General features: G+C 36.1%; 23 protein-coding genes. 9 read left to right on the top strand and 14 right to left on the bottom strand.

Annotated elements, in window-relative coordinates:
• On the top strand, nucleotides 1–268 hold a 268-nt coding region (locus GQ589_RS07560; protein WP_160425405.1), incomplete at its 5' end, for an IS3 family transposase.
• A gap of 91 nt (nucleotides 269–359) precedes the next feature.
• On the opposite strand, the gene GQ589_RS07555 is transcribed toward GQ589_RS07560, so the two are convergent.
• Nucleotides 360–1,688, bottom strand: coding sequence for a replication-associated recombination protein A (locus GQ589_RS07555; RefSeq protein ID WP_370519426.1), 1,329 nt, complete (start codon nucleotides 1,686–1,688; stop codon nucleotides 360–362).
• A gap of 179 nt (nucleotides 1,689–1,867) precedes the next feature.
• On the opposite strand from GQ589_RS07555, the gene lolA reads away from it, so the two are divergent.
• Nucleotides 1,868–2,461 carry an outer membrane lipoprotein chaperone LolA gene (gene lolA / locus GQ589_RS07550; protein ID WP_160400269.1) on the top strand — a complete coding sequence of 198 codons (594 nt, stop codon included), beginning with the start codon at nucleotides 1,868–1,870 and terminating at the stop codon, nucleotides 2,459–2,461.
• A gap of 166 nt (nucleotides 2,462–2,627) precedes the next feature.
• Here lolA and GQ589_RS07545 read toward each other — a convergent pair whose 3' ends face one another.
• From GQ589_RS07545 to smpB, 6 genes are all read right to left on the bottom strand, one after another.
• Nucleotides 2,628–4,145 (bottom strand): UxaA family hydrolase, encoded by a 1,518-nt coding sequence (locus tag GQ589_RS07545; protein ID WP_160425401.1) that lies wholly within the window; start codon nucleotides 4,143–4,145, stop codon nucleotides 2,628–2,630.
• Between the two features lie 70 nt (nucleotides 4,146–4,215).
• Nucleotides 4,216–5,232, bottom strand: a complete 1,017-nt coding sequence (locus GQ589_RS07540) for a zinc-binding alcohol dehydrogenase family protein (protein ID WP_160425420.1) — start codon at nucleotides 5,230–5,232, stop codon at nucleotides 4,216–4,218.
• A gap of 27 nt (nucleotides 5,233–5,259) precedes the next feature.
• Entirely contained in the window at nucleotides 5,260–6,699 is a 1,440-nt protein-coding gene (locus tag GQ589_RS07535) for a tagaturonate reductase (protein WP_160425399.1), read from the bottom strand.
• A 118-nt stretch (nucleotides 6,700–6,817) separates the two neighbouring features.
• Nucleotides 6,818–7,735, bottom strand: a complete 918-nt coding sequence (locus GQ589_RS07530; RefSeq protein ID WP_160411461.1) for a GntR family transcriptional regulator — start codon at nucleotides 7,733–7,735, stop codon at nucleotides 6,818–6,820.
• Between the two features lie 92 nt (nucleotides 7,736–7,827).
• Nucleotides 7,828–9,108, bottom strand: a complete 1,281-nt coding sequence (locus GQ589_RS07525; protein WP_160411460.1) for an MFS transporter — start codon at nucleotides 9,106–9,108, stop codon at nucleotides 7,828–7,830.
• Between the two features lie 483 nt (nucleotides 9,109–9,591).
• Nucleotides 9,592–10,074, bottom strand: a complete 483-nt coding sequence (gene smpB, locus GQ589_RS07520) for an SsrA-binding protein SmpB (RefSeq protein WP_160400277.1) — start codon at nucleotides 10,072–10,074, stop codon at nucleotides 9,592–9,594.
• A 33-nt stretch (nucleotides 10,075–10,107) separates the two neighbouring features.
• On the opposite strand from smpB, the gene GQ589_RS07515 reads away from it, so the two are divergent.
• From GQ589_RS07515 to GQ589_RS07495, 5 genes are read left to right on the top strand one after another with little or no spacing between them, the layout of a single operon-like run.
• Entirely contained in the window at nucleotides 10,108–10,569 is a 462-nt protein-coding gene (locus GQ589_RS07515; protein ID WP_160400278.1) for a type II toxin-antitoxin system RatA family toxin, read from the top strand.
• A gap of 1 nt (nucleotide 10,570) precedes the next feature.
• Nucleotides 10,571–10,849 carry an RnfH family protein gene (locus GQ589_RS07510; protein WP_160400279.1) on the top strand — a complete coding sequence of 93 codons (279 nt, stop codon included), beginning with the start codon at nucleotides 10,571–10,573 and terminating at the stop codon, nucleotides 10,847–10,849.
• A 16-nt stretch (nucleotides 10,850–10,865) separates the two neighbouring features.
• Nucleotides 10,866–11,300, top strand: coding sequence for a zinc uptake transcriptional repressor Zur (zur, locus tag GQ589_RS07505; protein WP_160400280.1), 435 nt, complete (start codon nucleotides 10,866–10,868; stop codon nucleotides 11,298–11,300).
• The gene (locus GQ589_RS07500) at nucleotides 11,288–11,644 is read left to right on the top strand and encodes an EamA family transporter (protein ID WP_160400281.1); all 357 of its coding nucleotides are present in this window, start codon (nucleotides 11,288–11,290) and stop codon (nucleotides 11,642–11,644) included. Before zur ends, GQ589_RS07500 begins: the two co-directional genes overlap by 13 nt.
• Complete coding sequence (locus GQ589_RS07495; RefSeq protein WP_160400282.1) at nucleotides 11,644–12,027, top strand: multidrug efflux SMR transporter; 384 nt, start codon at nucleotides 11,644–11,646, stop codon at nucleotides 12,025–12,027. Before GQ589_RS07500 ends, GQ589_RS07495 begins: the two co-directional genes overlap by 1 nt.
• 227 nt (nucleotides 12,028–12,254) lie before the next feature.
• On the opposite strand, the gene GQ589_RS07490 is transcribed toward GQ589_RS07495, so the two are convergent.
• The 6 genes from GQ589_RS07490 to GQ589_RS07465 form a co-directional block, all read right to left on the bottom strand.
• On the bottom strand, nucleotides 12,255–12,470 hold the full coding sequence (locus GQ589_RS07490; protein ID WP_160400283.1) for a DUF4177 domain-containing protein: 216 nt from the start codon (nucleotides 12,468–12,470) through the stop codon (nucleotides 12,255–12,257).
• A 297-nt stretch (nucleotides 12,471–12,767) separates the two neighbouring features.
• The gene (gene mutT, locus GQ589_RS07485) at nucleotides 12,768–13,172 is read right to left on the bottom strand and encodes an 8-oxo-dGTP diphosphatase MutT (protein ID WP_065635591.1); all 405 of its coding nucleotides are present in this window, start codon (nucleotides 13,170–13,172) and stop codon (nucleotides 12,768–12,770) included.
• A gap of 117 nt (nucleotides 13,173–13,289) precedes the next feature.
• Entirely contained in the window at nucleotides 13,290–16,019 is a 2,730-nt protein-coding gene (gene secA / locus GQ589_RS07480; protein WP_160425397.1) for a preprotein translocase subunit SecA, read from the bottom strand.
• Nucleotides 16,020–16,096: 77 nt separating this feature from the next.
• A complete protein-coding gene (locus GQ589_RS07475; RefSeq protein WP_160411457.1) occupies nucleotides 16,097–16,441 on the bottom strand; it encodes a hypothetical protein in 345 nt (114 codons plus the stop codon).
• A 202-nt stretch (nucleotides 16,442–16,643) separates the two neighbouring features.
• The gene (locus tag GQ589_RS07470; protein WP_160425395.1) at nucleotides 16,644–18,182 is read right to left on the bottom strand and encodes a multicopper oxidase family protein; all 1,539 of its coding nucleotides are present in this window, start codon (nucleotides 18,180–18,182) and stop codon (nucleotides 16,644–16,646) included.
• A 122-nt stretch (nucleotides 18,183–18,304) separates the two neighbouring features.
• Nucleotides 18,305–18,682 carry a hypothetical protein gene (locus GQ589_RS07465; protein ID WP_160411455.1) on the bottom strand — a complete coding sequence of 126 codons (378 nt, stop codon included), beginning with the start codon at nucleotides 18,680–18,682 and terminating at the stop codon, nucleotides 18,305–18,307.
• Between the two features lie 218 nt (nucleotides 18,683–18,900).
• On the opposite strand from GQ589_RS07465, the gene GQ589_RS07460 reads away from it, so the two are divergent.
• A complete protein-coding gene (locus GQ589_RS07460; protein ID WP_160425393.1) occupies nucleotides 18,901–19,965 on the top strand; it encodes an MJ1255/VC2487 family glycosyltransferase in 1,065 nt (354 codons plus the stop codon).
• A gap of 10 nt (nucleotides 19,966–19,975) precedes the next feature.
• Complete coding sequence (folA, locus tag GQ589_RS07455) at nucleotides 19,976–20,485, top strand: type 3 dihydrofolate reductase (RefSeq protein WP_160400289.1); 510 nt, start codon at nucleotides 19,976–19,978, stop codon at nucleotides 20,483–20,485.
• Between the two features lie 48 nt (nucleotides 20,486–20,533).
• Here folA and relA read toward each other — a convergent pair whose 3' ends face one another.
• Nucleotides 20,534–22,792 carry a GTP diphosphokinase gene (gene relA / locus GQ589_RS07450; RefSeq protein ID WP_160400290.1) on the bottom strand — a complete coding sequence of 753 codons (2,259 nt, stop codon included), beginning with the start codon at nucleotides 22,790–22,792 and terminating at the stop codon, nucleotides 20,534–20,536.
• Nucleotides 22,793–22,794: the final 2 nt, after the last annotated feature.

Here is a 22,794-nt window from a genome sequence, read left to right as displayed (position 1 = left end):
TGAACAGTTCCAACGGATATTAGCATCTTATCAAATTACCTTTAGCATGAGCCGAGCAGGAAATTGCTTAGACAATGCCGTGACTGAGCGATTTTTTAGATCTTTAAAATCAGAAAGGAGCAACTATCGAGATTATGTAACCAGAGAGCAAGCAATAGCTGATATTATTGATTACATCGAACCTATTTATAATCAAAAAAGAAGACATTATAAACTGGAATTTATTTCACCTGTAGAATTTGAATACAAATTACTAAAAACGGCCTAAGATTGTCTCCAAGTTTTGTTGACCGTTACACTACTGTAAAAAACGCAAGGAAATGCTACACGTTAATAATAAAACCGATTTCTTATTGTGATTATTTTTTAGACTTATAACGTTGAATAGAACTTGCTTGATTTTGAGCCTCTAGCCATGCTAATTTATCGGTGTAATTCTTCTCTGCACCACGAAGTGTTGGATGGTAGTATTTTGTGTCGGCCATTTCTTTCGGGAAGTAGTTTTCACCTGCGGCAAACGCGTTGGGTTCGTCGTGGGCGTAGCGATATTCAGCGCCGTAGCCGAGTTTTTGCATTAAGTTAGTTGGTGCGTTACGCAGATGCTCAGGGACATCGTAATCGGGTTTGGATTGAGCGTCACTCATTGCTTGTTTAAAAGCAAGGTAAACGGCATTACTTTTTGGTGCGCAAGCAAGGTAGATAATCGCTTGTGCAATTGCGCGTTCACCTTCGGCAGGACCTACGCGGGTAAAGCAGTCCCACGCAGATAGCGCCACTTGCATGGCTCTGGGATCGGCATTACCGACATCTTCTGAGGCAATGGCTAATAACCGACGAGCAACATAAAGCGGATCACCACCAGCCGAGATTATCCTTGCATACCAATAAAGTGCAGCATCGGGAGCGGATCCTCGAATCGATTTATGGACGGCTGAAATTAAATCGTAAAAACGGTCTCCTTGGTTATCAAACCTAGCACTGCGTTCACCCATGACTTCTTTTAGTAGTTCGGGTGTTAATGCCTGACCATCAGACATATCGACCAATAGTTCAAGTGTATTAAGCGCACGCCTTGCATCGCCACCGACAAATTCGGCAATCTGTTTTTTGGTTTCTTCAGGAAGTTGGATATTTTGATTACCGTAACCACGGTTTGGCTCGTCCATTGCTTGCTGTAAAATTTGCTCAATATCGTGTTGAGTTAATGACTTAAGCAGATACACTCGTGCGCGCGATAGTAAGGCTGAATTGAGTTCAAATGATGGGTTTTCAGTCGTAGCGCCAATAAACGTTACCGTACCGTTTTCAACATACGGTAAAAAGGCATCTTGTTGACTTTTATTAAAGCGGTGAACTTCGTCGACAAACAAAATAGTACGAACACCAGCTTGTTGGTTGATTTTTGCCCTTTCAATCGCTTCGCGAATGTCTTTAATGCCTGATGTCACGGCAGATACTCGCTCAACTTTTGCATTTGCATGGTGAGCAATAATTTCGGCCAATGTTGTTTTGCCTGTACCTGGTGGTCCCCAAAGAATCATTGAGTGTAAATTACCTGCTTCAATGGCTTTTGGGAGTGGTTTGTTTTCACCTAACAAATGAGTTTGCCCTATGTATTCTGATAAGGTTCTAGGGCGCATTCTGGCCGCTAATGGTTTAAATTCATCGGTAGTAAATTCAAAAGACATACTTGGCATGGCAGGTCATTATCCAAATTGGCAAATTGAATCTATTATATACTCGTTATTTAATAAGTGAAAAAAGAAAAGAAAATATCTTTTACCATTAGAATAAAAACGGTAATATTTTAAACTAATTTAGTTATTGGACTTTATTTAAGTTGTTAGATGAAACGTAAGGATTGGGCATGAAGAAGTGTTTATTGTTAATTGGATTGTTGGCAAGTTTATCAGTGTGGGCTGGTGATAAAGAAGTATTGCAACAACGTTTAGATAAAATTGAAGGGTTTTATGCTAGTTTTTCTCAAAATGTAAAAACGGCAGACAATCAACCCGTGCAGGAAGGTAAGGGGGATTTGTGGGTTAATCGACCTTATTATTTTAATTGGACAATGAATGAACCAGACCAAACCTCAATCATTTCTGATGGCAAAAATATGTGGGTATATACCCCTGCAGTTGAGCAAGTGAGCGTGATGGACTTAAAAAAAGCGGTAGATAATCGCTTAATGTTACTTATTACAGATAGTCATAACCCAATTTGGAATGTTTATCAAGTAACGCGTAAACAAGATTCCTTTACTCTCAAACCAACGGATGGATCTAATCAAGATTTTATTATTTCGGTATTACCTACGGGGATGATTTCTAACTTTACGATTATTGAAGAAGATGGCCAACGCAGTTTTTATGACTTGTCTCGACAAAAATTAGGTAAAGTATCACTAGATAAGTTCCAATTTACGCCGCCATCAGGTGTGATGATTGATGATCAGCGTTAGTTGATTATAAAATCTTAAGGTGTTAATTTAATAACAATCTGATAGTTACTGATTTTATATTCGGTACCTGTCAGGTAAAGTGTCATTTTTAGTGATTAACGTTGCCAATATATTAAAGTATCAAAGCTTAACTTTAAGCACTAGTTATCATTAATCGTTAGGTGCATTATTCTGTTACTCCATTTTTAAAGATAGAGAGATCACGAAATTCGTTAATTTCATTGCATGTTTGTTTGCCATTAACTAGTTGTACAATTAAATCAATAAACTGTTCTAACAATTTATCCATTTTTGTTCCGTTTACTAATTTCCCTGCATCAAAATCAATCCAGTGTGTTTTTTTGTGTGCTAATGATGAATTGGTTGATATTTTTACAGTTGGTACTACACCGCCATAAGGTGTCCCTCGTCCAGTTGAAAATAGCACCATATGGCAACCTGCTGCTGCTAAGGCTCCTGTTGCGACGGCATCGTTACCAGGAGCTGATAATAAATTCAAACCGGTTTTTTTGAGTCTATCGCCATATTCTAATACATCAACCACTGTACTGTTTCCTGCTTTTTGGGTACAGCCTAGTGATTTATCTTCTAGTGTCGTAATACCCCCTGCTTTATTGCCTGGCGATGGATTTTCGTAAATAGGCTGATTGTATGACATAAAATATTGCTTAAAGTTGTTAACCATATTGACTGTTTTTTCAAATATTTGTTCATTAATACAATGAGACATTAAAATTTTTTCAGCACCAAACATTTCAGGTACTTCAGTTAATACACTGGTGCCCCCGTGAGTAATAATATAATCAGAAAATTTTCCTAATAATGGGTTAGCTGTAATTCCTGATAAACCATCAGAACCACCGCATTCAAGCCCAAATTTTAGTTCACTTAACTTGCCTTGTTGGCGTTGATCTGATTTCATTACTTGATAGATTTCGTGTAAATAATTGACACCTTGTTTTATTTCATCTTCAACTTCTTGTGCGATCATGAAACGAATTCTCTCGTGGTCATATTCACCAAGACTTTCCTTAAATGCACTAAGTTGATTATTTTCACAACCTAAGCCAATGATTAAAACACCACCAGCGTTCGGATGTTTAACCATATCTTGTAATATCGTTTTGGTTGTTTGGTGATCAGTACCTAATTGTGAACAACCATAGGGGTGAGAGAGTAGATACACACCATCAAAATTAGGTGATTTTTGTGAGAGATCTTGAGAAATATTCGCTAAAAATTGTTTACGAATTTGTTCTGCGATACCATTAACACAACTTACGGTGGGAATTATCCAAAGTTCATTACGAATACCTACTTCTTTATTTTTTCTTCGATAAAGATTGACCTGTCTGTCGGAAAATGGTGTTGATATTTGTTCAATAATAGGTTGATATTGGTATTTATCAAGTTCGCCAAGATTGGTTTTTACATTATGGGTGTGGACATGTTCGCCTACTTGAATTGCTTGTGTGGCATGACCAATTGGAAAACCATATTTTACAATATTTTCACCCTTTGCAATTGGTTTTATGGCTATTTTATGGCCTGATGGAATATCTTGTAATGCAGTAATTTGTTGTTGGATTACTAATTGTTCACTAATGATTTTGTCTCCTTGCTGTAAAGTTTCTAATGCAATAATGACATTATCATTATCATTGATTTTAATTGTTTTTTTCATAATTCTATTCCTAAAACTACAGACTTCCGCTAATTTTGATAGCGGAAGTCTGTAGTTGGTTATTATTTGTTTAACCGATTTTAATTACTGATTTTAGTCGAGTACTTGGATCGTCACGCATTTCTTTGAATGCGTTTTCAGCATCAGCTAATTCGTATACATCGGTAATGATTTTTTTTACATCACATTTTCCTGAACTGACTAAATCAATTAACTCGACAAAATCTTTTTTGAGTGCATTACGGGAGCCAAAAATATCTAATTCTTTAGTTTGAATTTGGGTAAAGGCAAAATCTAATTTTTGCTTACTTACACCCACTAAACCAATACGCCCACGGAACGCAGCTGCATCAATACAGTTTTGGAAAGTTTGTGGTAGTCCAGCACATTCAATACAGACGTCAAAACCATTACCTTGTGTTAATTCTTTTACTCTTTCTTCAAAATTTTCTTTATCAGTACGAATCACATCCTTTGCACCAAGTGATAATGCTTTATCTAATCGTGACGGCATAACATCACTTACATAAACTTCCGCACCTTTTAATATCGCTGCCATAACCGCAAATAAACCGATAGGTCCTGCCCCCACAACGAGTACTTTGTCTCCTTCTTTTACTGAGGTACGTTGAATGGAATGGTAGCTAATACAAAATGGTTCAATCATTGAGAGAGTTAATGCATCTAATCCTTTACCATCATAAATACGTTCAATTGGCATACTGTAATATTCTCTAAAAATACCATCACGTTGTGCACCAAGAGTTTGATTGCTTGTACAACAGTTAACAAATCCACGACGGCAAGAGTAACATTTGCCACAATTAAAGTAGGGATTTGCTGTCACAATCATGCCTTTTTTGATGCCATAATCGTTTTCACCAACTTCTACTACTTCAGCCGAAAATTCATGACCAGGAATGCGGGGATAGCTAGCATAAAGGAATGTGCCTTTATATGTTCCCATGTCAGAACCACAAATCCCACCGTATAATACTTTTAAGATTGCTTCGCCCTTCTGTAAAGTCGGTTTTTCTGTTTCTCTGATTTCAACTTTCCCTGGTTCTGGAATAACAATATATTTCATTTTAGGCATTTGATTGACTCCTGATGTTTAATTGTTTGGAATATAATTTTTAATATTGTGGGATAAAATATTTTTTAGATTTTCCGAGACTAAATCGGTCAACCCAGTGACAGTATTTAAATCTTGTCCCCAATGTTCAGTCATTTTTAAGACGTTTGTTACTAATGTTTTGACGTCATTTTGATAAAGTGGCTGCCATTCTTTAAATTTTGCTAATAAGTGCGTATCATCAGTTAATGAAATCACTTGACCTTGGTACTCTCCACGATAAAAAGCAATAAGTGCGGCTAATGAAAACGAAATATATTTAGGAGGGCAGTTAAATCGTTGACTGTAGGTTAATAGCTGTGGTAATAAGCGAGTTTTAAATTTCGTTAATGAATTTAAAGAAATAGACATGAGTTCATGTTTGATGAATGGATTTTTAAAACGCTTTAATACTTCATCGGCAAATTTTTCTAGCTGCTTTTTATCTAAAGATAAGGTTGGGATCACTTCTTGATTCAAAAGATTTTTAACAAAGGTTTCAATTTGCGGATCATTCATACATTGACCAACAGTACGTAGCCCAGCAAGGTAAGCAACAGGAACCATTGCTGTATGAGCACCATTTAAAATGCCGACCTTTCTTTCTTTGTACGGTTTAATATCATCAACCACTAAAATGTTCAGATCTAATTGGTCAAGTTTTAATTTTTGTTTTAACCAATCTGGTCCTTGAATAACAAATAAATAGAAGTATTCAGCAGTATCTAAAAAACGGTCTTGATAACCAAGTTGTTGTTCAAGTTGTATGGCTTCGTCTTTTGGATAACCAGTGACAATACGATCGACTAATGTTGAACAAAATGTATTGCTTTCTTTGATCCAAGTAATAAAGCTATTACTAAGATTCCATAATTTTGCATATTCTAGTACTAGTTCTTTTAACTTTTCACCATTATAGTCAATAAGTTCACATGGAATAATAATTAAACCTTTATCTTTTTGTCCGTTAAAAAACTCGAATCGATGATGTAAAAAACAGGTTAGTTTAGCTGGGAAAGTCGTTGGTGGTGTATCGGTTGCTTTATCTTTATCGTTAAATGCGATTCCAGCTTCAGTGGTATTAGAGAAAATAAATTCTAAGTCAGGATTCTCAGCGCATTTTAAATATAATTGATAATCTTGATATATCAAAATTTCTCGGTTAACGGAATAGATAATTCTAGGTGTTGCAATAGCGTCACCTTGTTCATTTAACCCACGAATAATTGTGGTATAAAGTCCATCTTGTTCGTTGATGGATGGTTGATGAGTATCAATTGGTCTTACAATAGTTACGCCACTATTGAAATCTGTTTTTTGGTTTAGATTATCAACAATCCAATCAACAAATGCTCTTAGAAAATTTCCTTCACCAAATTGGAGAATTTTTTCAGGGTAGCTAGGGCCGGGAAAGTTAGATCTATTTAATTGTTTTTTCATAGAATAGTTCTCTTTAATTATGTTGCGAGATAGTAAGTAAAGAGAACTATAAAAGAAGATAAAAAACAGTATTTATTTTTTTATTTGTTTCGTGTTGGGTATAAAAATTTTTTGTTTTTTATCTGTTTTTTATGGTTAATGTTCGACCAATCGATTCTTGCATTGATGTTTTAGCTGTATTTAAATGACGGCACAATGCTTCAATGGCATTGTGTTCATTTTTTTGTAAAATAGCTGTTAATACTGCTATATGTTCTGATACAGCAATACTATTGCGTTCTTTGAGGTCACTATTGTCCCACTGATAATGAAAGTGAAATATCACTGAAATTAAATCAAACGACTGCATAAAAAATGGATTATCATTACAAGATAAAATCAATTGATGGAAATCACGATCAAGTGTTGAAAAGTGCGTGTATTCATTTTGTATTTTTTGTTGAAAATTCTTATGGCGTTGTAATAATTCTCGTGCTTTTATCCAGTTAATATGGTTATCGGGTTGAGACATAAATGCTTTAAGTGCAAATATTTCTAAAACACTTCTAAATTCATAAAGCTTTTCTGCGTAGTCTTTAGCAAAGGTAACTAATTCCCATTCACCTTTTTTTATATTATTAATCAATCCATAGTGCAAAAAACGTAATAAAAATTCACGAACAACAATAGGATTTACTTTGGTTTCTTTCGCAAGTTGAATTTCATTAAAATTATCTCCAGGTAATAATTTTTTGTGATTGATTAAATCGTAAAAATAAGTTTCAAACTTTTTATCTTGTATTGATCTCTTTTCAAAAATACAGGCAATTTTATCCTCGTTTGTTGGTTCCCGTAATAAATGATATTCGTTATTGCTAAATAGTAAAATTTCAGTTCTACATAAATACTCAAGTACAGCTCGGATAGTTGTTCTGCTCACGTTGAAAGCGTCAGCCAGAATTGAAATAGAAGGTAATGGAAAAGATAATATATTATTATTAATGCAATCAATAAATTGATTGATGGTATTTTGTCTTAATGTTTGACTTCTGCCCATATTATGTTTCTCGATAATGTTATTATAATAATAGGAGTTTGAAAAAATCCTACCAAATAGTCTTGCTAGGATTTTCTAATAAAATGGCTAATTTATAAAGTAGATTGACTTTCTGTAATTGGTTTAATGTCCTTTAATACGAGTAAATATACAAGTGCACCTATAGCACAAGCACACCCCGAAACCACTAATGCATACATAAATGAACCTGTTGCTCCAATAATATACCCTGTTACAATTGGACCTAATATACCACCACAATTTGAAACAGTGTTTTGGATTCCTCCTAAAACGGATGTCATATTTCTTGGTGCAATGTCACCTGGTAGACACCAAATAGCTGAACCAGCAAAAGCAAGGCCAATATATGAAATACAAAGTAGTACCATCATGATAGTTATTGAATCAACTAAGCCAGCAAGTGAAATTGAAGTTGCAATTAACATTCCGCCAACTAAGTTAATTTTTCTTGCAAGATTGATGTTATTGGTTTTGATATAGATAAAATCAGTTAACCAACCACCGATCCATTGTCCAATGATGCCACATAAAGGCGGTAACATGGCAAGAAAACCCATTTCAGTCAAGCTTAAACCCCGTTCTTTCATTAAATAGGTTGGAAACCAAGTAATAAAAAAATAGACTGCATAATTAAGCATAAAAAAGCCAATACACATAGCAAGCACATTGCGGTATTTTAATAATTGATACCATTTCATGGGTTGTATATTGTCTATTCCTTCTTTTTTAATTTGACCTTCACGAATATATTTTAATTCTGTTTCACTAATCCTTGGGTGTTGCTCAGGATCTTGGTAAACACATAACCACCAAACAACCCAAAGAAGGCCCAAAGCGCCACAAATAAAAAATGCTGCATGCCATCCCCAACTAGCAATAATCCAAACAACAAGAGGCATTGCAAATGCTGTTCCGAAGCGAGAACCACTATCAAACAGTGCCGTAACACGCCCCCTTTCTCTATCTGGGAACCATTTTGCCGTAATGCCACCATTACACGGATATGCAGCTGCTTCGCCAATGCCCATAAAAACTCGAGAGAAAATAAAACCAATTGGTGATGTTGCTAATGCTGTTGCGCCTGTAGCTAAAGACCACCACGTAACTGAACCTGCAAGGGTCTTTCTTTGTCCAAAACGATCAGCAAGGAATCCAGCAGGAATTTGGCAACATGCATAGCTTAAGAAAAATGCAGACATGATCCATCCCATTGCCTCAGGTGAAATATTTAAATCAGTCGCAATAATAGGTGCAGCTGCAGACATTACAGTTCTATCTAAATAGTTAATCACAATAGCAAATAACATGAGTATTGCTATATGGAATCGAACACGACTATTTTTTTTAGGCATAAAAAAACCTCTTTCTATAAATTATTTAATAATATATTCATTTAGTTACCTTATTATTGATTAAGATAATAAAGATGATTAACGAATAAGCCATTTCACTAGAAATGGCTATATAGATAGTAGAGAAAAAATTCATTCGGATAAGGAATTGTTTGTTTGATTGTGGTCGGGATAATATTTTTCTGTTTTTTATTTGTTTTTTTATTTCTTTATTAATTGTATTACATCTTTTTTATATGTTCTTAGACTCGGGGGAATTGAGGTATATTATTTATGTAGTTGGAATATTTATCATAATTATTTTAGAAAACGTTCATCTTTTCAATTCATCTTTATTATCTGGTTATTATGATGGTTTGTTTTATAAAATTTGTTGAAGAAATTCAATAAATAGATTATGTTTACCCGCCAAACATAACTTTAGTTAAAGCTAATTGATGAGTAATTTGTTGCGATCAAGTTCAATCAAGGGAAAGCCAAACATTACCGATTGGCGTTCTTCATGATACGCGCTTTATCAACTTGCCATTGGCGTTCTTTAATATCGGAACGTTTATCGTACTCTTTTTTACCTTTGGCTACCCCAATTTTCACTTTCGCCCATGCATTCTTCCAATATAAAGAAAGGGCAACAACGGTATAACCTTGGCGATTGATTTGGCCAAATAATGAATTAAGTTCACGCTCATTTAGCAATAACTTACGGTTGCGCATAGGTTCGCAAATAACATGGGTTGAAGCAACATTCAACGGAGTAATGGTCGCCCCAAATAACCATGCTTCGCCATCTTTTAGCAGAACATAGCTATCGCTAATATTGACTTTACCTGCGCGCAGTGATTTGACTTCCCAGCCTTGCAGGGATAATCCCGCCTCGATTTCTTCTTCAATGAAGTACTCATGGCGTGCACGTTTATTTAATGCAATGGTTGCCGAACCTGGCTTATGTGATTTTTTCTTAGTCATAATGTGCGTTATTATAGAGTTACGTGATATTATATGCTACTAATTTTAGCTTTTTATTTTATTACTATGGCACATATTTTTCACGAAGTTATTGAACCTTATACCATTGAGCAAATGTTTGCTTTAGTCAACGATATTGAAAAATATCCAGAATTTATTCCAGATTGTATCGCAACGGGTATTATTAGAAAACAAAATAATACCATTGCCGCATTTATTGAGGTTGAAAAGTTCGGTTTTAAAAAATCGTTCACCACATTAAATCAAATTAACGAACCTAACTCAATTGATATGACGCTATTAGAAGGTCCATTTAAAAAATTATCAGGTCGATGGCAATTTGTTGAAATCGCGCCCCAAAAAAGTAAAATCAGCTTTAATTTAGATTTTGAGTTCAAAAATAAATTATTGGATATGACTTTTACTCCCGTATTTAAAGAGATCATGAACGGTATGGTTAATGCGTTTTCAAAACGAGCAAGGCAGATTTATTAAAATGATAAATATTCAAGTGGTTTATGCGTTACCGAATAACGCAACAGTCATTGATTGCAATGTCGATGAGCAAACGAATGTCTTGCAAGCAATTACAAAATCCAATATCTTATCATTATGTCAGATTAAATTGGATGAACATCTAATTGGCATTTATGGAAAGCGTTGTGAACCGACTCAACGGGTAAAAGCGGGGGATCGCATTGAAATATATCGGCCATTAATCAACGACCCCAAAGAAATAAGACGAAGAAAAGCGACACAAAAAAATAATCGATAAAGGCAAAGGAAACTAAATGCATAATCTACTAATTGAAAAAATTGAAACTTTATGCAAAAAGCGTGGCATTAAACTGACAACGCAACGCCGAACCGTTTTAGACATTATGTTAACGGCTAATAAAGCGATGAGTGCGTATGATCTTTTAGATCTACTCAAAGCCAGTGAGCCACAAGCCAAACCACCGACAATTTATCGTGCACTTGAGTTTTTGCTTGAGCAAGGCTTTATCCACAAAGTGGAATCTTCTAATAGTTATATCATCTGTCCACATTTTCAAGATCCTGAACATATTTCCATTTTATTTATTTGTGATAAATGCCAACAAATTATTGAAAAACATTCTGAACAAATCGAAGAACAGCTAAAACAACTCGCACACCACAATCAATACTTAATAAAGCACAGTGTGCTTGAAATACATGGACTTTGTCAGCAGTGTCAACCTTAATTATTGCGCTTTGGCTCATTAACCTTACCTGCGACACGATCGGGCAAATTGCGTTTAAGTATGCGGCGATCACTTCTAAAAACAAACAAGGCTTACATTATTGGCAAAGATTATTTGCCAATATTTGGCTTTGGATTGGTTTTGGCTCTTACTTTCTTGGCTTTATATTTTGGCTAGCATTTTTAAGCGAAGTGTCTTTATCGGCAGGCATCTTATTAGGATCATTTAACATCATTACAGTTATGCTAGCAGGGCGCATCCTATTTAAAGAGCACCTTACCTTATTTCGTATTGTAGGGATACTTTTTATTACAACTGGCGTAGTATTAGTGGGGCTAACTTAATGAAAAAGTTTTACATTATCGGTTTTATCTTACTACTATTTTTTGATACTTTTGGGCAAACTAGCTTTAAATTAACTGCACTATCGGCCCTACCGTTTGAAATCAGTTTTGATTGGCTAGTGCGCATATTTTCTTATGGTTGGGCTTACTTAGTCATGTTGGGCTATACAGGGGCGTTTATTACATGGATGGTATTATTAAAAAAAGCTCCAGTCGGCCCAGCATTTGCGGCATCTCATCTACAGGTAGTTACTGTTATGCTGGTATCGGTAATTGTTTTTGAAGAACAAATCACCATAGCTCGGCTATTAGGGGCATTATGTATTATTATTGGCATTGTCTTTCTTGCTTTGGCTGAACAAAGATTACAGCATAAATCTTAGTTTCTCGCTTTTAACTTTTTGTATTGAAACTTATGTTTAATTGCAAAAAATAAGCAATATTATTTTATGTATAAAAAAGGGAGGAGGAAAGTTGAGTTGACTAAGCTAATGACCCTACTTAATAAATCACTATAGCAACTGCCAAATTAACTATCAGACATCCCTTATCTATTTTTGCTTTGTTAGACAAATTAGATACAAAAATAGATAAGCGAATTCAGTTTTATTTAGTTTCGTTCTCGTTCAAGTACCACTAAATAAGCTTCTCTTTTCCAAAATAAAAATAAGCGACGCATATCTTTTTCCATCGTGACAACTCGCCAACCCTGTTCTGCATTCTTATTTAACGCTTCTGTAAATTTAACTTCATTAACATTAGCATTACCCAAAAGCAATGAAGACAAAGCACCTTCTTGAAAAACAATAACCTTATATTCTTTCATAATAATTAGTTCCTTAATTTTTTATTAACATCATTCTCAATGATAAGCACCATCAAAAATAGGCGGCATTATATACTTTTTAGCCTCTTATTCTCAACTTCTTAATAAATCTTTAAAAAATAGATGTTTTAATCCATTTTTTACGCCGTTTATTGTTAACTAATTTAAAAATAGTTTTTGAGCAATTGACAAAGCACATAGATATTATCATTTAATAAAATCACCACAAAAAAATGGTCAGGAAAGTTATTGATTTTATTAAAGTTTTATGTTTTCACGAAAAAACGAAATAACCCTCTATATCTGCTTATCTAAATTTTTTAGCATCTCAATAATCGGCCTATTGGCATCAGGAAATTCATCAGCATTTAGCTCTTCTTGATCAACCCAACGGCTTGGTTGCCCTTCTTTCGCAAATGGCACACCATCCCACTCTTCAACCAAATAGGCATGAATGGTGATATCTCGGTCTTCATAACTGTGCTCAAAAACTTTTAAAAACTGGGCTTGATGAATATGGATGTCAACTTCTTCGGCGATTTCTCGTTGTAAGGTTTGATATGGGGTTTCGTGGGCTTCTATTTTCCCTCCGGGGAATTCCCAAAAACCAGCAAGATGAGAATCTTCACCGCGTTGGGTAATAAAAATTTGACAATTTTGTGAACGAATAATACCTACAGCAATTTCAGTATGTTTTTTCATAATCCTGTCTGTTTATCTATAAATTTAGGGAAAGAGAGCATTTTTCCTTTTTATTAAATCACCGACTTTCATCGGTGATTTAAACATCAATTTATTTGATAATACTAAATTTTTGTCTTAATTAACAGCGCCATGACAATGTTTATATTTTTTACCTGAACCGCAAGGACATGGATCGTTGCGTCCTACTTTGGTTTGTGCTCGTACCATGGGTTGTGGTGCTCCAGTTGGCTGCGCTTCACTTTCACCACTCATGCCTGCTAGTGATTCATGGTTAGCTTGCTGTTTAGCCATTAATTTTTCCATTTCGGCAAGGCGTTGGCGTTCTGCTTCGTCGACTTCTTCTTGTGAGCGAATTTGTACACGGCTTAAAATACCAATAACATCATATTTTAACGATTCTAACATGCTAGCAAACATATTAAATGATTCTCGTTTATATTCTTGTTTTGGATCTTTTTGTGCGTAACCGCGTAAGTGGATACCTTGGCGTAAGTAATCCATCGAGGCTAAATGCTCTTTCCAAAGAGTATCAAGGGTTTGTAGCATGACGCTTTTTTCAAAATGTCTAAATGCTTCAGCGCCTGCGGTGTTTTCTTTTTCTAGGTATCGGTCTTGCGCCATTTGTAAAATACGTTCACGCAAGGTTTCTTCATGCAGGTTTTGCTCTTCATCTAACCATTTTGCTATAGGTAAATCTAAGTCAAAGTCTGTTTTTAGTGCCGATTCCAGCCCCGGAATATCCCACATTTCTTCAATCGATTGTGGTGGAATGTATTGGTCGATTAAGGCGTTAAATACATCACCTCGGATCGAGTCTATGGTCTCTTTTATGTCGCTGTTATCAAGTAATCCGTTTCGCTCTTGGTAGATTACTTTACGTTGATCGTTGGCAACATCGTCATATTCTAGAAGTTGTTTACGAATATCAAAGTTACGACTTTCAACTTTCTTTTGTGCGTTGGCAATGGCTTTGGTTACCCATGGGTGTTCAATGGCTTCGCCTTCTTTCATGCCTAGTTTGCGCATCATGCCGCCAATACGGTCTGATGCAAAGATTCGCATTAATGGATCTTCAAGCGATAGGTAAAAACGTGAAGCCCCAGGGTCACCTTGACGGCCAGCACGACCACGCAATTGGTTGTCGATACGACGTGATTCATGACGCTCAGTACCTAAAATATATAGCCCTCCTAGTGCAATCACTTCTTCATGTCTTGCTTGCCAAGCTTGTTTGGCTTTTTCAATGTCTTCTGGCGTTGGGTTTTCTAGTTTTGCTATTTCGTTTTGCCAGTTTCCGCCTAGCATAATGTCGGTACCACGCCCAGCCATATTGGTGGCAATGGTGACTGCGCCTTTGCTGCCGGCATTAGCAATAATTTCAGCTTCTTGAGCGTGAAATTTAGCATTTAAAACATTGTGTTTAATGCCTGCTTTTTTGAACGCTTGCGATACGAGCTCTGATTTTTCGATCGAGGCGGTACCAACAAGGACAGGTTGTCCGCGTTTTACACATTCCTGTACATCAGCCACAATTGCATTGATTTTTTCTTTTTCGGTCATGTAGACAAGATCGGATTGATCTTTTCGTTGCATTGGGCGATTGGTTGGGATAACGATGGTATCTAAACCATAAATTTGGTTAAACTCAAATGCTTCAGTATCTGCTGTACCTGTCATTCCAGCTAGTTTTTCGTATAAGCGGAAATAGTTTTGGAAGGTGATTGAAGCCAGTGTTTGGTTTTCGTTTTGGATTTTAACGTGCTCTTTGGCTTCAACCGCTTGGTGTAAGCCATCAGACCAACGACGACCATCCATGGTCCGGCCAGTATGTTCGTCAACAATGATAATTTCATTGTCTTTAACAATATAATCAACGTCTCGGTGGAATAGGTGATGGGCGCGTAGGGCGGCATTGACATGATGCATTAATACGATGTTGCTTGGTGCATAAAGTGATTCTTCACCTTTCATGATGCCTTGTTTTATGAGCAATTCTTCAACTTTAATTAATCCACGCTCTGTTAAGTTAACTTGACGGGATTTTTCGTCAATCGAAAAGTCGCCATCGCCTTGAAATTGTTCAGAATCTTCTTTTTCTTGTCGAACTAGGTGTGGAATTATTTTGTCGACACTAATGTATTTGTCTGAGCTGTCTTCTGCTTGTCCTGAAATGATCAGTGGCGTTCTGGCTTCGTCAATAAGAATTGAGTCAACCTCATCGACTAAAGCGTAATGTAGTGGGCGCTGTACGCGTGATTCTTTGTTAAATACCATGTTATCACGTAGGTAATCAAAGCCATATTCGTTGTTGGTACCATAGGTGATATCAGCATTGTAGGCATCACGTTTTTCGTGTGGCGGCATGTTTGGTAGGTTGATGCCAACGGTTAACCCTAAAAATTCGAATAACGGGCGGTTATTTTCAGCATCGCGTTGTGCTAAATAGTCATTAACGGTAATGACATGTACCCCTTTGCCTGTTAAAGCATTTAAATAAGCTGGTAATGTTGCTGTTAAGGTTTTACCTTCACCAGTACGCATTTCAGCAATGCAACGTTCGTTCAATACCATACCGCCAATTAGCTGTACATCAAAATGACGCATACCAAATACACGTTTACTTGCTTCACGTACTACGGCAAAGGCTTCTTCTAAAATATCGTCTAATTGAGTTCCTTCTGCAATCTTTTGTTGGAATTCTGTGGTTTTGGCTTTAAGCTCAGCATCTGATAATGCTTCCATTGTAGGTTCAAGGGCGTTGATTCTTTCTACTCGCTTACGCATGTTTTTTAATACGCGCTCATTGCGGCTACCAAATACTTTTGTTAATAACTTTAATAACATAACTTTTCTCTTGTTTTTTAATACGGATTTTAAGGCATTCGCCTTGTATAAAAATTAGTTTTATTTGAGTGTAAATTCTAACAGGTCGTTTTTGGCCCAGCGCGTATGCCGTTGTAAGGAGATAGTCGGATTGCTTTGCTAGGGGAAAGATCATCATAATTAGGCGTTATTAAAAATGCTGTAATATGCTGTTTTTGGGTATGTGCTAGCGTTTGTGACTGTTTTGGGGCTGTTTCTTGGTGATCTTGTACAATTGATGTAATTGTCATGATTCCACTTTGAGAAACATCCGATTCTGACGGCAGCGCTTCGTTTTGACATAAACCAAATCCAGCAGCAATCACACCTAATAATAAGTGCGATAAAGCGGTTTTGATAATCAACCGTTTGCTGAGTTTTTGCCAATAATTAATGACGACCATAATCCGCGCATTTTAGCATTTTTTAGCAAAATAAAAAACCTTTATTACAAGGGGAATAATTTAATAAAAGGAATTTTAATAAGTGGATAGGCTTATAAAAACTCGCTTTTTTCGGTAGTAATAAGCGAGTTTTTGTTCATTTATCTTCCCTTAATCCAATCATATTAAGCGTTGAATTAAGGAAAGAAAGTAGGGGGGAATATTATTCCACCATTAATTGCCCCATCATGCCGAGTGTTTCATGTTCAATAATGTGACAGTGATACATGCGAAGCCCAGGAAGGTTTTGCTGTATTTTGATGGTGAGTTTTTCGTGTGGTCGTAAATTAATGGTATCTTTTAAGGCAATATAGTCTGGCTGAGTTTTTTTACCATTTAATTCGTGTGTTTGTACAATAAACTGTGCGCCATGGATGTGGAAGTTGTGATCCATATGGGAGTTATTGAATATTGTCCATTCTTCAATATCGTGAATTTTGCTTTTTAGATCAATTCGCGACATATCATGACGTTTGCCATTAATTAAAAACAACATACCACCATGTGGCTGTTTCATGTCCATTACTTCGGTGTATTCCAGTAATTTATGGGCGACAGCCGGCCCCATGTTAGGTAGTTGGTTTAATGTGTTTGGTAAGGTGATCGGATCGGATTTAGTCAGTACTAACTCGCCCAGTATTAGATCTTGTTCTGGTGGTACATTGCCCATTTTATTGCGATCGTATCCGATTGATTGCAGATAGACAGTACCAGTTTGTTTTGGCATGATGACTAATTCAGCACGTTCAGCGGGTGTTAATAATAAGGGTTTGGTCAATAGATAAGGTTTTGCTAATAGTCCGCCATCAGTGCCCACTAAGTAGACATCGCAATTAGGGATAGAAAGATTAAGATATCGACCTGAACACGCATTCCATACTCGGATACGTGTGGCTGAATCTATTTTGATTTTTGGTCGGTAACTGCCGTTGATCAATACAAATTGGCCTTCACGTCCATTCATCCAATCGACCATTGAGTTATCAGCAATTTGACCTTTGTCGGTTAATTTTAGATCCGAAAAGAACCAATTTTGTTCAGGGATTGATGTTAGTGGATCGTGTTTGCTGCGAACAATAAATGTGCCGGCTAAACCGCGATAAACTTGTTCGGCTACTGTATTGTGCCCGTGGGGATGGTACCAATAAGTGCCTGCAGTACCTTTAGGAATGGTAAATTCATAAGTTCGACTGCCTCCTGCTGGAATTTCGTTTTGTGGGTTGCCGTCTTGATCGGATGGAATGAGCAAACCATGCCAATGAACTGTCGTTGGTTGAGTTAGTTCATTTTTCACAGTGATTTTGACATGATCTTCTTCAAATACTTCGATTTTAGGGCCGGGTGTCATTCCATTATAGGTCCAAAATTCCGTGATTAAATTCGGAGTTAAGGCTATTTTTGTTGGTTTTAGATGTAATGTTGCTTCAAAAAATCCTTTTTGGTTGCTGTCATTTTTTAAGTTGGTCAAAGTTGGTAAATCCATTCCTTGTGGTAGTGCTGAAGTCGGTAGGAGTTTTTGTGGCATTTGATTGTTATTCATGTTCATGTGTTGGTGCGTACCATCCCCTTTTTGACATTCATCAGAATTAATATCGCACACCATGTTATGCATGTTGTTGTGATCTATTTTGGCTATAGCTTTAGTTGCGACCAGTCCACCGATAGCCGCGGTAATATTCATCAAAAAATTTCGACGTTTCATAATATTCCTCAAAAATAGTTAAATTTAACAATAACTTAATGGTTATGTTGATAAAACAAATATCAACATCATTTCGGTGATTGTGTGTTGTGTTACTTACTGCTTTTATTTACATAAATCAATTAAACAGTTTGCGGTGGTCTTAACTCTGGAACAAATTCGTTATATTGTGGAATAGGCTTTATAGGCAGATATCGTTCACTGCCAGACGAGATATAAAGTTTTAGAGGGAAATTAGAATCTAAAATACTGCATGTTGAACATTGATAAAATAAAGCACAAGCCGACATAACTGGTTTTTTTTGCAAAATCAAATCTTGTTGATGAGAAAGGGATGTGTGTTTGGTCGTTACTACAGATGAGGAACAAGCAGTATGACAAGTTAAAGGCGATGATAATGATAAATTAGATAAGTGCCATGAAGAGTAAATAAACCAAAATAGTATTGACGCCAATACAACTATTAAGCAAATTGATTTATTTTTAAGGTTTATGGGCACTTGAGCTCTCACTATTTTCGTAAAATAAATAATTGTCCTACTTAAAGTTTGAACATCACTTTAATGTAAGTAGTTTAATTTAATTGTATCAGTTTGTCGATTTATCTATCAATCATTAAATAATGTTAAAATTTTAAGTTTATGTGACAAAAAAATAAGATAATTATAAAGTGTTCTGGTATGATATTTATCAGTAATAATTGGTAAATAATATTGATATGAAAATTCTTTTTGGTGTTCAAGGAACAGGAAATGGCCATGTCAGTCGTTGTAGAACTTTAGCTAAAGCACTGAAAAAGGTTGGAGCTGACGTTGATTATATTTTTAGTGGTCGTGATCCTAAAGACTATTTTGATATGCAAGACTTTGGCGATTATAAGACTTATCGTGGCGTCACCTTTGCTACGCTTAATGGTAAAATAAATTTTCGTAAAACTGTGCAACGAATTCGAGCTTTTAGGTTGATAAAAGATGTGCGTGAGCTTGATTTGTCGAAGTATGATTGCATTATTAGTGATTTTGAGCCAGTTAGTGCTTGGGCAGCGCATCACCAGAATCGTGAATGTTTAGGAATAAGCAATCAAGCTGTATGCCAATATCTGAAACCTAAAGAATATGGATTAGTCGCTAATGTTATTATGAAATATTATGCGCCTGTTACTAAGCCAATTGGTCTACACTGGTTTCATTTTGGGCATAAGTTGTTACCACCAATGATCGATTCATTCCAAGCAATACCAACAGAAGATGGCAATATTGTGGTTTATTTGCCATTTGAGAGCTTAGATAAAATCATTGCGATGTTAAAACAATTCCAAACTCATCAATTTATCTGTTTTCATCCTGATATAAAGTTAGAATCACAACAAGGCAATATTCATTTTCAGCCCCTTGGTCGTGATAATTTCACCAAAGCGTTAGTAAGTTGTTCTGGCATTATTTCAAATACAGGTTTTGCATTGATTTCTGAAGCATTAACGCTTGGCAAAAAGATTCTTACTAAACCAGTTTCGGGGCAATTTGAACAAATTTATAATGCGCAATGTTTGCAGTCACTTGATATGGCCACTGTGATGGAAAATTTAAACAGTATCAAACTTAAGTATTGGCTTGATTTACCATCACCAATGCCCATTGTTTATCCCGATGTGGCGACAGCACTAGCTAACTGGATTGTTGCTGGTCAAAAAGAATCATTGCTCTCTTTAAGTGAGCGGCTTTGGAGCCAAACTATCTTTCCCGATAATGTCAATCAGAAAATAAAATCTTTAGGGTATGTGTGACGGAACGAATATGATATTAAGTATTATTGTAGCCATGGCTGATAACCGTGTAATTGGCTTAGATAATCAAATGCCTTGGCATTTGCCCGCAGATTTGGCATGGTTTAAAAAGAATACGCTTAATAAACCTGTTATTATGGGGCGAAAGACATTTGAGTCTATTGGACGTCCGTTACCTGCTCGGCACAATATTATTATTTCAAGACAAGCTTCGCCAGAAGCTAATTTAGTTCCAAACGTGAGTTGGGTACAATCGATAGATGCAGCTATATTGTTAGCACAAACACAGCATGTTGATGAGGCGTTTATTATTGGTGGTGGGAATATTTATCATCAGGCATTACCTTTAGTCGATCGGCTTTATTTGACTCATATCGATGCTAAATTGCAGGGCGATACTTATTTTCCTGATTATTTGCCTGAACAGTGGCAAGTTATTCATCAAGAAAGTCATCAACCCGATGATAAAAATCGTTATTTATGTCGATTTGAAATTTTAGAAAGAAAGCCTAAAGGTTAAGTATTTTAATTAAATCGCCACTAATTTTATAAAAGTGGCGATTTTTTATTAGCCTTGAAAACGTTTTGCTTCAACAACATCTGGCAGTTGTTTGATTTTATTGAGTACTCGATTTAACGAGTCTTGGTCAAATATTTCCATATCAACATCGATTGTTGCTAGTTGTTGTTTCGTATCTGAGCGACTAATTAGTCCTAGAACATTTACCTTTTCATTAGCTAAAATTGTTGTGATATCTCGTAATAAACCACTTCGATCGTTTGCAATAATTTGTACTACCATGGTGTAGCTTGAAAGGGTGTTATCACTCCAAACGGCATGAGTAATACGCTCAGGAGCATGATTTTTAAGCTCTTGTAACTGTTCACAATCAGCGCGATGAATTGAGATCCCTCGTCCTTGGGTAACAAATCCAGCGATGGGATCACCAGGAATAGGGCGACAGCAGTTTGCAATGGTGTACATTAAATTGCCCACACCCTCAATAATAATTTCACTTCCTTTTTTATTATTAGTTTTATTGGTGTTTTTAGTTTGTGTGTTTGATTTTTGAGCAATTTGTTTTAATACTGCTTCGTCAGCTTCTTCTGCTGTGGGTTTATTAAATTGTGCATTGATGAAGTTAATTAATTGATTAATTCTTACATCACCACTACCAATACCCGCAAGTACTTCGTCAAACGAATGCGCGTTATATTTGTTGATTAAGATCTTTTCAACACTTTTTATACTAATATTTAATGGTTCAAGCTCATGCTCTAAAATTTGTTGACCGGCGGCGATATTTTTATGTCGATCTTGTTTTTTAAACCAAGTTTGAATTTTAGCTCTGGCTCGGCTACTGTTTACAAATCCTGTGTTAGGATTTAACCAATCACGGCTTGGGTTGGGCTGTTTTTGGGTAATAACTTCGATTTGATCACCCATTTTTAAACGGTAGGTAAATGGTACAATTCGTCCACTTACTTTCGCACCAATACAACGGTGTCCAACATCGCTGTGGATATGGTAAGCAAAATCAAGCGGTGTTGAACCGGCTGGTAAGTCAACTACATCACCTTTAGGCGTAAATACATAGACTCGGTCATCAAAAATTTGACTACGGACCGCTTCTTGGATTTCGCCACTTTCTGACATTTCTTGTTGCCATGTTAATAATTTACGCAGCCAAGAGATTCGCTGATCATAGGCAGTCATTTTGTCAGTACTGCCTTCTTTATACTTCCAATGAGCGGCAACGCCTAGTTCAGCATCATTGTGCATTTGTTCAGTACGGATTTGAATTTCGATTGTTTTATCTTGCGGACCATAAACAACCGTATGGATCGATTGATAACCATTCGGTTTAGGGTTAGCAACATAATCATCAAATTCTTTAGCGATATGTTTATAATGACTGTGCACAATACCTAATGCATTATAACAATCCTCAATACTATCGCTGATAATACGTACTGCTCGAATATCATAGAGTTCTTCGAACTTAAGGTGTTTACGTTCCATTTTTCGCCATATACTGTAAATATGTTTAGGGCGACCATAAACTTCGGCACGAACGTGATCTTGATTCATTAGATTCTGTAAATGGCGAACAAATTGGTTGATATATAGTTCACGATCTAATCGCTTTTCTTGTAATTTTTTAGCAATAAAGTGATATTCATTAGGGTGTAAATAGCGGAAGCAAAAATCCTCTAGCTCCCATTTTAATTGCCCTATACCTAAGCGATTGGCTAAAGGTGCATAGATGTTAAAACACTCTTTAGCTGCTAGCACCTGTTCTTCTTGCGGTGCATTGATTAAATTGCGCAAATAGGTAATACGTTCAGCCAATTTTATAATAACACTGCGGAAGTCATTTGCCATTGCCAATAACATGCGGCGAATACTATCAATTTGTTCAGTGGTTGCACTGCCGTTACGAATTGCGCGGAGTTGACGGATTTCTTTCATTCTGACAATGCTAGAAATGATATGAGAAATTTCACGGTCGAAATCTTCAGGAATATCTTCTCGGCGAATTATTTTACTATCAACAAAAGGAAGTAATAAAGCCGCACATAAGCTATTGATGTCCATATTAAGTGTCGTTAATATCTCAACCATTTCTATTGAATTTTGGAAACAATAGACTTGCTCTGCTTCACCTGCGCTACTTTCAAAACAGAAGTCCCAGACTTCTCTAAATTTTGTATAAGATGCGGGGTTAGTTAGTAATAATTCTTGTTTTGCCCATCGTTCAACATCAAACTGGGTAAGTGGATAATGTTCTTCGCTATGTTGGTGTGCGCCTCTAATCGATACCATAA

It is taken from the genome of Gilliamella sp. Pas-s27, assembly GCF_009795865.1.
Classification (GTDB): Bacteria; Pseudomonadota; Gammaproteobacteria; order Enterobacterales; family Orbaceae; genus Gilliamella.
The sequence above is the reverse complement of the archived record's forward strand: the minus strand, read 5'-3'. Positions and strand labels throughout refer to the sequence as shown.